At 74.1% G+C, this 12,094-nt stretch carries 8 protein-coding genes; 7 read left to right on the forward strand and 1 reads right to left on the reverse strand.

All coding sequences use genetic code 11. The features are described 5' to 3' along the window. The first annotated feature begins 1 nt into the window (after position 1). The 7 genes from IE241_RS07160 (at position 2) to IE241_RS07190 (ending at position 11,774) form a co-directional block, all read left to right on the forward strand. Complete coding sequence (locus tag IE241_RS07160) at positions 2-1,975, forward strand: S53 family peptidase (protein ID WP_190020762.1); 1,974 nt, start codon at positions 2-4, stop codon at positions 1,973-1,975. A gap of 345 nt (positions 1,976-2,320) precedes the next feature. After that, positions 2,321-5,212 (forward strand): leucine--tRNA ligase, encoded by a 2,892-nt coding sequence (locus IE241_RS07165; protein WP_190020763.1) that lies wholly within the window; start codon positions 2,321-2,323, stop codon positions 5,210-5,212. A 168-nt stretch (positions 5,213-5,380) separates the two neighbouring features. Then, positions 5,381-6,130, forward strand: coding sequence for a hypothetical protein (locus IE241_RS07170; protein ID WP_190020764.1), 750 nt, complete (start codon positions 5,381-5,383; stop codon positions 6,128-6,130). Between the two features lie 142 nt (positions 6,131-6,272). Next, the gene (locus IE241_RS07175) at positions 6,273-7,118 is read left to right on the forward strand and encodes a DegV family protein (protein WP_190020765.1); all 846 of its coding nucleotides are present in this window, start codon (positions 6,273-6,275) and stop codon (positions 7,116-7,118) included. A 122-nt stretch (positions 7,119-7,240) separates the two neighbouring features. Beyond that, positions 7,241-8,104, forward strand: a complete 864-nt coding sequence (locus IE241_RS07180) for a ComEA family DNA-binding protein (RefSeq protein WP_190020766.1) — start codon at positions 7,241-7,243, stop codon at positions 8,102-8,104. After that, the gene (locus IE241_RS07185) at positions 8,101-10,827 is read left to right on the forward strand and encodes a ComEC/Rec2 family competence protein (RefSeq protein WP_190020767.1); all 2,727 of its coding nucleotides are present in this window, start codon (positions 8,101-8,103) and stop codon (positions 10,825-10,827) included. The genes IE241_RS07180 and IE241_RS07185 overlap by 4 nt, the downstream gene beginning before the upstream one ends. A gap of 47 nt (positions 10,828-10,874) precedes the next feature. After that, positions 10,875-11,774, forward strand: coding sequence for an arylamine N-acetyltransferase family protein (locus IE241_RS07190; protein ID WP_190020768.1), 900 nt, complete (start codon positions 10,875-10,877; stop codon positions 11,772-11,774). A 1-nt stretch (position 11,775) separates the two neighbouring features. Here IE241_RS07190 and IE241_RS07195 read toward each other — a convergent pair whose 3' ends face one another. Further along, a complete protein-coding gene (locus tag IE241_RS07195; protein ID WP_079110497.1) occupies positions 11,776-12,048 on the reverse strand; it encodes a hypothetical protein in 273 nt (90 codons plus the stop codon). Between the last annotated feature and the right edge of the window lie 46 nt (positions 12,049-12,094).

The following is a 12,094-nucleotide window of genomic DNA, read 5'->3' on the forward strand; positions in this document are numbered from 1 at the left end:
CATGAGATCAAGCCGCACCCGCGTGCGTGCCGGAATGGCCTTGGCGGCTGCGCTGCCGCTGGCCGCCGGGGCGCTCGCGCTCGGCACGCCCGCCGCCCTGGCGGCCCAGGCCCCGCAGGGGCCCGGACCGCACGACCGGCAGACGCTGGCGGGCACCAAGCCGCTGTGGGCGACGCCCTCGGCCGACCGCGGCACCGCCGCCCCGTCGGAGAACGTCACCGCCCGCGTCTACCTGGCCGGCCGGGACGCCAAGGGCCTCGCCGCCTACGCCCGGGCCGTCTCCGACCCGGCGTCGCAGTCCTACGGCAAGTACTTGACGGCGCGTCAGGCGAAGGAACGGTTCGGCGCGACGAAGGACCAGATAGCCGGGGTCACCGGCTGGCTGACGTCCTCCGGCCTGAAGGTGACCGGCACCAACGACCACTACGTCTCCGTCACCGGCGACGCCGCCGCGGCGAAGAAGGCCTTCGGCACCGAGCTGCACCGCTACGCCAAGGACGGGCACACCTACCACGCGCCCTCCGCCGCCGCCTCCGTCCCCGCCTCCCTCGACGGCGCCGTCCTGACCGTCGTGGGCCTGAACGACGCCCCGCGCCTGGCCAAGCACCGCGAGACCCTCCCCGGCCCGTCGACGGCCTTCCGCAACGCCGGCCCGTTCTCCACGTACTACGGCTCGAACGTGAACACGACCCTGCCGTCCGCGTACGGCTCGCACGCGCCGTACGCGATCAAGGGCTACACGGGCAAGCAGCTGCGCGCCGCGTACGGGGCGAAGAACTTCACCGGCAAGGGCGTCACGATCGCCATCACCGACGCGTACGCCTCGCCGACCATCGCCCAGGACGTCCAGCAGTACGCCAAGCGCAACGGCGACAAGGGCTGGAGCAAGGGCCAGTACTCCCAGGTGCTGCCGGGCGACTGGACGCACACCGGCGAGAAGGAGTGCGACGCCGCCGGCTGGTACGGCGAGGAGACCCTCGACATCGAGGCCGCCCACGCCGTCGCCCCCGACGCCGGCATCGTCTACGTCGCAGGCCGCTCCTGCCAGGACGACGACCTGATCGACGCCCTGCACAAGATCGTCGACGGGCGGCTCGCGGACATCGTCTCCAACTCCTGGGGCGACGTCGAGAGCAACGAGACCCCGGACGTGGCCGCCGCCTACGACCAGGTCTTCCAGACCGGCGCCGTCGAGGGCATCGGCTTCTACTTCTCCTCCGGCGACGACGGCGACAACGTCACCAAGCACGGCACCAAGCAGGTCGACACCCCCGCCAACTCGCCGTGGGTCACCTCCGTCGGCGGCACCTCGCTCGCCGTCGGCAAGGGCGACAAGTACATGTGGGAGACCGGCTGGGGCACCCACAAGGCCGAGCTCTCCAAGGACGGCCTGAGCTGGGAGGGCTCCGCCTTCACCGGCGGCGCCGGCGGCGGCACCAGCAAGATCCACCAGCAGCCCTTCTACCAGCGCGGCGTCGTCCCCGACGCCCTCGCCAAGGCGAACGGCAGCACCCCCATGCGCGTCGGCCCCGACATCGCGGCCGTCGCCGACTCCAGCACGGGCTTCCTCGTCGGCCAGACCCAGACCTTCCCCGACGGCTCGGTGAAGTACGACGAGTACCGCATCGGCGGCACCTCGCTCGCCGCACCCGTGATCGCCGGCGTCCAGGCGCTCGCCCAGCAGGCCCGCCACGGCGTGCCGATCGGCTTCGCCAACCCCGCGATCTACGACCGCTACGGCACCGCGGCCTACCACGACGTCACCGACCACCCGCTCGGCAAGGGCCGGGGCATCGGCGTCGTCCGCGTCGACTACAAGAACAGCGTGGACGCCAAGGACGGCCTGGTCACCTCGCTGCGCAGCCTCGGCGGCGACAGCTCGCTCTCGGCCGTCGTCGGCTATGACGACGTCACGGGCGTCGGCTCGCCGGGCGACTCGTACGTGACGTCGTACGTCCCGGGTCACCGGCGCTGAGCAGGCCGAATCGCGCCCCGTAAGGGGCGCGGGGCGGTTTCTATATGCGGCTCCGCCGCGTGGGCGCGACCGGCCACGTACGGCCCGCACCCGCCGGACAAGGCCCGCCGGCACGGCGCTCACCCGGGGCCACAGGGCCCGCACCGACGGTGCGGGCCCTGTGGCCCCTGCGGTAATCTGAATCCATGCGTGCCGTACGCCTTCTGCTTAGCGGGCCGCGCTGATCAGTACCGACCGGTGACCACGGTCGGCATCGGCGCGGCGTCCCCTCCTGTGCGAGGGGATTTTTCATTTCCGCAGGTGCCGCAGGTAGAGACGACGACGATCGATGGAGCTTAGAGGACGATGAGCGAGACCAATACCGCCGCCGAGGTGGCTGCCCCGCACCGCTACACGGCCGCGCTGGCCGCCGACATCGAGGCACGCTGGCAGGACGCCTGGGACGCCGAGGGCACGTACGAGGCGCCCAACCCGAGCGGCGACCTCGCGGGCGACGCCGCGGTCGTGGCCCGCCCCAAGAAGTTCATCATGGACATGTTCCCGTACCCCTCGGGTGCGGGCCTGCACGTCGGCCACCCGCTCGGCTACATCGCCACCGACGTCTACGCGCGCCACCACCGCATGACCGGCCACAACGTCCTGCACACCCTCGGCTTCGACGCCTTCGGCCTGCCCGCCGAGCAGTACGCCGTGCAGACCGGCACGCACCCGCGGGTCTCCACCGAGGCCAACATCGAGAACATGAAGGCGCAGCTGCGCCGTCTGGGCCTGGGCCACGACAAGCGCCGCTCCTTCGAGACGATCGACCCGGCCTACTACAAGTGGACCCAGTGGATCTTCCTGCAGATCTTCAACTCCTGGTACGACGAGGAGGCGAAGAAGGCCCGCCCGATCGGCGAGCTGGTCGCGCAGTTCGAGAGCGGGCAGCGTGAGGTGCCGGGCGGCACGCGCGCGTGGAGCGAGCTGAGCGCCGCCGAGCGCGAGGACGTCCTGGGCGGCTACCGCCTGGCCTACGCCTCCGACGCGCCGGTCAACTGGTGCCCCGGCCTGGGCACCGTGCTGGCCAACGAGGAGGTCACCGCCGACGGCCGCTCCGAGCGCGGCAACTTCCCCGTCTTCAAGTCCAAGCTGCGCCAGTGGAACATGCGGATCACCGCCTACGCGGACCGCCTGCTGGAGGACCTGGACGCCCTGGACTGGCCCGAGGCCATCAAGCTGCAGCAGCGCAACTGGATCGGCCGCAGCGTCGGCGCCCGCGTCGACTTCGCCGTCGACGGCCACCCGGACGCGAAGGTCACCGTCTTCACCACCCGCCAGGACACCCTCTTCGGCGCCACGTACCTGGTCGTCGCCCCCGAGCACCAGCTGGTCACCGAGGACGAGGCCCACCGCTCCGTCGTCCCGGCCGCCTGGCCCGAGGGCACGCACGAGGACTGGACCGGCGGGCACGCCACCCCGGCCGAGGCCGTCGCCGCCTACCGCAAGGAGGCCGCCGCCAAGTCCGACGTCGAGCGGCAGGCCGACGCCAAGGAGAAGACCGGCGTCTTCACCGGCGTCTACGCGGTCAACCCCGCCAACGGCGAGAAGCTGCCCGTCTTCACCGCCGACTACGTCCTGATGGGCTACGGCACCGGCGCGATCATGGCCGTCCCCGCCCACGACAGCCGCGACTTCGCCTTCGCGCGCGCCTTCGACCTGCCGATGCACTGCGTCGTGCAGCCGGCCGACGACCGCGGCACCGACCCGTCCGCCTGGGCGGAGTCCTTCGACTCCTACGACGCCGAGATCATCAACTCGGCCGGCGAGGGCGTCTCCCTGGACGGCCTGGTCGTCTCCGAGGCGAAGACCCGCATGGCCGAGTGGCTGACGGAGCAGGGCATCGGCGAGGCCACCGTCAACTACCGCCTGCGCGACTGGCTCTTCAGCCGTCAGCGCTACTGGGGCGAGCCTTTCCCGATCGTCTACGACGAGCAGGGCGTCGCCCACTCGCTGCCCGAGTCGATGCTGCCGCTGGAGCTGCCCGAGGTCGAGGACTACTCGCCGCGCACCTTCGAGCCCGACGACGCCGACACCGAGCCCGAGACCCCGCTCTCCCGCAACGAGGAGTGGGTCAACGTCACCCTCGACCTCGGTGACGGCCCCAAGCGCTACCGCCGCGAGACCAACACCATGCCCAACTGGGCGGGCTCCTGCTGGTACGAGCTGCGCTACCTCGACCCGCACAACGACGAGAAGCTGGTCTCCGCCGAGGCCGAGCAGTACTGGATGGGCCCGCGCGAGGGCCAGCCGCACGGCGGCGTCGACCTGTACGTCGGCGGTGCCGAGCACGCCGTGCTGCACCTGCTGTACGCCCGCTTCTGGTCCAAGATCCTCTTCGACCTGGGCCACATCTCCTCGGCCGAGCCGTTCCACAAGCTCTACAACCAGGGCATGATCCAGGCGTACGTCTACCGCGACTCGCGCGGCATGCCCGTCCCCGCCGTCGACGTGGAGGAGCGCGGCGGCGCGTACTACTTCCAGGGCGAGAAGGTCAGCCGGCTGCTCGGCAAGATGGGCAAGTCCCTGAAGAACGCCGTCACGCCGGACGAGATCTGCGCCGAGTACGGCGCCGACACCCTGCGCCTGTACGAGATGGCGATGGGCCCGCTGGACGTCTCCCGCCCCTGGGACACCCGCGCCGTCATCGGCCAGTACCGGCTGCTGCAGCGCCTGTGGCGCAACGTGATCGACGAGGCCACCGGCGAGGTCACCGTCGTGGACGGCGAGGCCGACGAGGCGACGCTGCGCGCCCTGCACAAGGCCGTCGACGGCGTCGGCCAGGACCTGGCGAACCTGCGCTTCAACACCGCCATCGCCAAGATCACCGAGCTGAACAACCACGTGACCAAGCTGAGCGAGGTCCCGCGGTCCGTCGCCGAGGCCATGGTGCTGCTGATCGCCCCGCTGGCCCCGCACATCGCCGAGGAGCTGTGGCACAAGCTCGGCCACGACGCCTCGGTCGTCCACCAGGACTTCCCCGTCGCCGACCCGGCCTACCTGGTCGACGAGACCGTGACCTGCGTCGTCCAGATCAAGGGCAAGGTCAAGGCGCGGCTCGAGGTCTCCCCGTCGATCTCCGACGAGGAGCTGGAGAAGGCGGCGCTGGGTGACGAGGCGGTCGTCGCGGCGCTGGGCGGCGCGGGCATCCGCAAGGTCATCGTGCGGGCGCCGAAGCTGGTGAACATCGTCCCGGCGTAACACGGGTTCTTCCGAGGGGTCTCCCTGAGGGCCCTTCCTGAGGGTTCTCCCTGAGGGTTCTTCCCTACGGGCAGGTTGGGGGTTCGTTTGGAACCCCCGGCCTGCCCGTGCCGTTTACGGTGGAGGGGAGGCGGCGGACGCCGTCCCCACACCGTCCCGAGGAGCGTCATGGAAGCCGTGGCCGTGATCGTCGTACTGATCTTCGCGGTCCTCGTCGCACTCGGGGTGATCGCCACGGTCAGGACGGTCCGGGCGGTCAAGCGCGGAGTGGACCGCACGGTCCACCAGGCGCGCCGCACGGTCGAGGACACCCGCCTGAAGGCCAGACAGCTCGCCCAGCCGGGAGCCGCCGGGGAGGTCGCCCAGCTGCGCCTGTCGCTGCGCACGTCGATGCGCGCCACGCAGGACGCCCTGCAGACCGCCGCACCCGACGACCCCTCGCTCTCCGAGGCCCTGGCCCTCTTCCAGCGGCTCAGCGCCCACGGCCACGAGCTGGACGAGGACCTCAAGCGCCTGGAGAGCGAGCCGGACAAGGCCCGCGTCGCGGCCTGCCTGCCCGAGCTCCGCGAGCGCACGGCCCGCGTCAAGGACTCGGCGGATTCGCTGCGCTTCGCCGCCCAGGACCGCGCCCGGCGCTTCGCCGAGGACGACCTGGAGACGCTGAGCGGCCAGATCCGCATGGAGGCGGGGGCGCTGCGGCACTGGAGCGACGAGCCGGTGGGCGGAGCGGCGGCGGGTTCGGCGGGTTCGGCGGGTATGGCAGGCGCGGCGGCCGGGGAGCCGGCCGGAGCTCCGGGCGCCGGTGCACCGGCCGGGGAGCAGCCCGAGCCCCGTGCGATCACCGGGCGGGAGCGGGACGGATGGCGGCAGCCGGGCTATTCCTGGCAGAAGACGAGCCGCCCGGAGAGCACCACCTGACCTCTGCGTGTACCCCATGCGGGGTGTACCTCATGTGGGGTGTACCCCATGCGGGCTTCCGTTGTCCGGCGGTCCCGCGGGATGATCACCTGTACGGGGCCCGTACTGCCGTCGGAGCGCCCCTGCGGGTAATCTCCGGAACATGTCCCGCCATGTCGCTGTCATTACTGATTCAACGGCCTATCTGCCGCAGCGGGCGATGGAGCGGCACAGCATCACCGCCGTACCGCTGACCGTCGTGCTGGGTGACGAGGCGCTCGAAGAGGGCACCGAGATCTCGGCCCGCTGTGTGGCCCAGGCGCTGCAGAAGCGCAGGTCGGTGACCACTTCCCGGCCCGGCCCCGAGGTCTTCGCGGCCGCCTACCGCGCGGCGGCCGAGGCGGGTGCGCAGGGCATCGTCTCGCTGCACCTGTCGGCCGAGTTCTCCGGCACGTACGACGCCGCGGTGCTTGCGGCGCGCGATGCGCAGGTGCCGGTGCGGGTCGTGGACACCGGCATGGTCGCCATGGCCCTCGGTTTCTGCGCGCTGACCGCGGCCGAGACGGCGGACGCCGGCGGCACCCTCGACGAGGTCGTCGCCGCCGCCGAGAAGCGGGCCCAGGGCACGGCCGCCTTCTTCTACGTCGACACCCTCGACTACCTCCGGCGGGGCGGCCGCATCGGCGCGGCCCAGGCCCTGCTGGGCTCGGCGCTCGCCGTCAAACCGCTGCTGCAGCTGGAGGGCGGCCGGATCGTGCTGCGCGAGAAGGTGCGTACGGCGTCCAAGGCGATCGCCCGGCTGGAGGAGATCGCGGTCGAGCGCGCGGGGGCGGCTCCCGTCGACATCGCCGTCCACCATCTGGCCGCTCCCGACCGTGCGACTCTGCTGGCCGACCGGCTGCGGGAGCGGCTGCCGGCGCTGGAGGAGCTGCACGTCAGCGAGGTGGGGGCGGTCATCGGGGCGCACACGGGTCCGGGGCTGCTGGGCGTGGTGGTGGCAGCGAAGTAGGGAGAGGGGCCCGTGCCCGCCATTCCCCTGATGGGGTGACGGGGTTATCCACAACTACCGGGTTTTCCACGGGAATCGGGCCGTCCGAGCGGGATCGCGTCGATCGCCCTACGGTCTTGCGCATGACGGATCGCCCGCAAGCCACGGCAGTTGAGCCCGGCGGCCCTTCGCTGCGTGAGCGGGCGGGGGAGCTGTTCCCGGGGCGGTCGATGGGGTCCGCCTCGGTTCCGGAGGATTCCGGCACTGTCAACCACCCCCGGAGAGGGGCGGGTTGGCGGCTGGCGCTGCGGGAGCGGCTGCCGCTGTGGGTGCAGCTGCGGTGCGGTATCGAGCCGAGGGCGCTCGCGGCGCTGGCGGTCGTGCTGGTCGCTGCGTGCGCGTTCGCCGCGTACCACTTCGTGGCCGGGCGCCCGCAGACCGTGCGGGTGCCCGCGCGGGAGGCACCGGCTGCGGCGGCCGGTGCCTTCCCGTCCTCGCCCGCGCCCGCCGTGCCCTCCGCGGCCCGTACGACGGGCGGGGCGGTGGTGGTGGACGTGGCGGGCAAGGTCCGCCGGCCCGGCGTGCTGCGGCTGCCGCCCGGTTCGCGGGTGGCCGATGCGCTGGCCGCGGCCGGGGGAGCCCGCCCGGGAGCGGATACGACGGGCATCAACCGGGCGCGCGTCCTCGTGGACGGCGAGCAGATCGTGGTGGGCGCTCCGGGGGCCACGGGCGCTCCGGGCGGCCCCGGATCCGCGGCGGCCTCCGGGGCCTCCGGGGCTTCGGCGGCTGCGGGAGGCCCTCCGGCGCCGCCGGGCGGGCCGCTGAGCCTGAACTCCGCGACGGCCGAGCAGCTGGACGCCCTGCCGGGCGTCGGGCCCGTCCTGGCCCGGCACATCCTCGACTACCGCACGCAGCACGGCGGCTTCCGCTCCGTCGAGGAGCTCCGCCGGGTGAACGGCATCGGCAGCCGTCGCTTCACCGACCTCCGCCCCCTGGTGCAGCCATGACGACCGCCACCGCCACCGGGCCGCCCGAGACCCTGCCGGGTCCCCGCCGCGAGGGCCCGCCGGACCTGCGGCTGGTTGCACCCGCGCTCGCGGCGTGGGCGGCTGCGGCCGCGGCCCTGACGGCGACGGGGTGGGCGGTGGCCGTGGCGGCGGGGACGGGGGCGCTGGCGGCGGGTGCGCTGATGGCCGGCGCGCTCATGGTCGGCGGGGGAGACGGAGGCGCGACGGGCTTGCGGGGCCTGCGGGGCGGTGCTGCGGCGGGCTCGCCGTGTCAGCTGGACGGCGGCACGAGCGGCTCGCGAGGTTCGCAGGGTGGCGCCGCGACCGGCTCGCGGGGCTCGAGCGGTGGCGTGGTCGGCTTACCCGGCCCGCAGGGCGGCGCCGCGTCAGATCCGCCAGAGCCGCGAGCCCCGCAAGGCGGTGCCCCGGCCGGCCCGCCGGGCCCGCGAGACGGCTCCCCGGCCGCCGCACGAGGGCCGTGGCGCGGGATCGTCGTCGCCCTCGCTGCCGTCCTGCTGTGTGCCGCCGCCGGTGCCGCGGTGGGTGCCCTGCGGGGTACCGAGGCCCGCCGGGGGCCGCTGCCCGAGCTGGCCCGCAGGCAGGCCGGTGTCACCGTCGAGGCCACGGTCACGGCCGACCCCAGGGCCACGCGTCCCCACGCGCGGGGAGCCGTCCATGCGGCGCCCGGCGTCGTGATCGGGGCCGAGGCCGCCAAGGTCGCCGCCGGGGGCGTCACCAGCGTCGTCCGGACGCCCGTGTTGCTGATCGCGCCGCCCTCGTGGGCCGGGCTGCTGCCCTCGACCCGGGTCCGGGCCGAGGGGCGTCTGGCCCTGCCGTTCCGGGCGGGAGGTTCCGGGCCTCCGCCCGCCGCGGTCCTGCGGATCGGCGGCCGGGAGCCGCCCGCCGTCGTCGGCGGCCCCAGTACGGTCCAGCGCGTGGCGGCTCGCTTCCGCGCGGGCCTGCGGGCCGCCACGGACGGGTTGGCCCCGGACGCACGCGCGCTGCTTCCCGGGCTGGTGGTGGGGGATACCTCCCGGGTGCCGGAGGATCTCGACGACGCCTTCCGGGCGACGGGGATGACGCACCTGCTGGCCGTCTCCGGCAGCAACCTCGCGATCCTGCTGGCGGTGCTCGTCGGCCCGCCGCACCTGGCCGCGCGCGCCGAGCGCCGCGGGCTCGCGGCCCGGCTCGGGGTGCCCCTGCGGGCCACGGCGGTGCTGGGCTCGGGGCTCGTGCTGGGATTCGTCGTGGTGTGCCGCCCCGAGCCGAGCGTGCTGCGTGCGGCCGCGTGCGGCCTGGTGCTGCTGCTCGCCCTCGCCACGGGCCGCCGACGCAGTCTGCTGCCCGCTCTCGCGGCTGCCGCCCTGCTGCTCGTGCTCTACGACCCCTGGCTCGCCCGCAGCCCCGGCTTCCTGCTGTCGGTGCTGGCCACCGGCGCCCTCCTGACCCTCGCGCCGCGCTGGAGCGCCGCCCTGCAGCGCCGGGGGGTGCCACGGCGCCCGGCCGAGGCTCTGGCGGCCGCCGCGGCGGCGCAGGCCGTCTGCGCGCCGGTGATCGCCGTGCTCGCGGAGCGGGTGAGCCTGGTGGCGGTGCCCTGCAATCTCCTCGCCGAGGCGGCCGTCGCGCCCGCCACGGTGCTCGGCTTCGCCGCGATGGCGGTGTCCCCCGTGGCCCCGCCGGTCGCCGAGTGGCTGGCCCGGCTCGCCTCCTGGCCGGCGTCCTGGGCCGCCACGGTGGCCCGCACGGGCGCGGACCTGCCCGGTGCGGAGCTCGGCTGGCCGGGCGGCTGGGCCGGCGGCCTGCTGCTGGCCGCGGTCACGGCTGCGGCCGTGCTCGCCGCCCGCGGGCTGCTGCGCAGCCCCTGGGCCTGCGCGGGCTGTGCACTGCTCCTGCTCGTCGCGATCGTCCGCCCGGCGCCCCTGACCCGGGCGGTGACGGGCTGGCCGCCGCCCGGCTGGCGCCTGGCCGCGTGCGACGTGGGGCAAGGAGACGCGCTGGTCCTCGCGGCGGGCGAGGGGAGCGCGGTGGTCGTGGACGCCGGGCCGGAGCCCCGCGCGGTCGACCGGTGCCTGCGCGCCCTAGGCGTCGACCGCGTGCCGCTCGTGCTGCTCAGCCACTTCCACGCCGACCATGTCGACGGCCTGCCCGGGGTGCTGCGCGGGCGCGCGGTCGGGGCCGTCGAGACGACGTCGCTCGCCGAACCCCCGGGCCGGGCCGCCTTCGTCCGCCGCGAGGCCGGGCGCGCGCACGTGCCCGTGACCACGGCCCGGCCGGGGGAGCGCGGCCGCCTGGGGGAGCTGGAGTGGGAGGTGCTGTGGCCGCCGCCCGCGGGCACGTCGGCGGTGGCGGAGGAGGGCCCCAACGACGCCAGCGTCACCCTGCTGGTCCGCAGCGGCGGCCTGACCGCGCTGCTCCTGGGCGACCTCGAACCGCCCGCTCAGCATGCCCTCGCGGAGGCGCACCCCGAACTGCCCGCCGTGGACGTCCTGAAGGTCGCCCACCACGGCTCCGCGCACCAGGACCCGCAGCTGATACGCAGGCTCCGCCCCCGCCTGGCCGTCGTCTCGGCCGGTGCCGGAAACCCGTACGGGCACCCGTCGCCGCGCACCCTCGGCGCGCTCCGGGAGCAGGGCGCGGCCGTCGTGCGCACGGACACCGACGGGCCGGTCGCGGTGACCGGCAGCGGGGCGACGGTCACCGCGGTCGCCAGGACCACAACCTAAGACCACGGGCCGATGACATCACCCACGACCTGAGGGATAACTGACCCATGAACAAGATCATCAGCAGTGCGGACGCCGATGCCTACCTGGCCCGTATCGGCGCCGCCCGCCCGTCCGCGCCGGAGGCGGCCGCCCTGCGAGAGCTCCACATCCGCCACCTGCACGCCGTGCCCTTCGAGAACCTCTCGGTCCACCTGGGCGAGGAGGTCGTGCTGGACCCTGCCGCCCTGGTGGCCAAGGTGACCGCCGGGCGCGGCGGATTCTGCTACGAACTCAACGGTGCCTTCGCCGCGCTGCTGAGTGCCCTGGGCTACCGGGTCACGCTGCTGGCCGGGCGGGTGGTGGGGCCCGACGGCTCGTTCGGCCCGCCCTTCGACCACCTCGCGCTGCGGGTGGAGGCCGGGGAGCCGTGGCTGGTGGACGTCGGCTTCGGCAGGAACAGCCACTATCCCCTGCGGTTCGACGAGCGGGGGGAACAGCCCGACCCCGCCGGGACCTTCCGGATAGCCGAGACGGAGGACGGGGACCTCGATGTCCTCAAGGACGGTGAGCTGCAGTACCGCCTCGAACGCCGGCCCCGGGAGCTGGCGGACTTCGAGGGCTGCTGCTGGTGGCACCGCACCTCGCCCAAGTCCCACTTCACGCAGGCGGTGATCTGTTCGATGCTTGCCGGCGAGGGCCGGGTCACCATCAGCGAGCGCACTCTGGTGACCACCGGTCCGACGGGCCGTCAGGTGCGGGCGCTGACGGAGGAGGAGGTCCTGCCCGCCTTCCGGGAGCACTTCGGCATCGAGCTGGAGCGCATACCGCCGGCGGGCGGCCTGCAGCCGAGTGGCTCGCAGGCGCGCGGCCCCCAGGCACCCGGCCCGCAAGCCTCCGGTCCTCAGGCGCCCGGCCCGCAGGCGCGCGGCCCGCAGGCGCGCGGCCCCGTCCCCGCGCAGGGGTGAGTCACTCCCTTTCGAGCCAGCCGTCGTACTCCTCGGCCAGCTCGCGCAGGGCGGCGAGGTCGAGTTCCCCTTCCGGGTCCTCCAGGACGACCAGCCACTGGGCGTCCTCGGCGTCGTCCTCGCCGGCCAGGGCCTCGCGCACTATCTGAGGGTCGTCGTCCAGGGTGAAGCGCTGGGCGGCCTCCTCGGCCGCCTCCTCGGCGGCGTCACGGTCGGGAAGCACCAGGAGGTGTCGTACGGAATCGGTGTCTGAGGAGAGATAACGGCTGCTCACTCGCACATTGTGCGATATGGCGGGGCGGCTGTGCGGGGGGAGGTGT

It is taken from the genome of Streptomyces hiroshimensis (assembly GCF_014650335.1).
GTDB lineage: Bacteria > Actinomycetota > Actinomycetes > Streptomycetales > Streptomycetaceae > Streptomyces > Streptomyces hiroshimensis.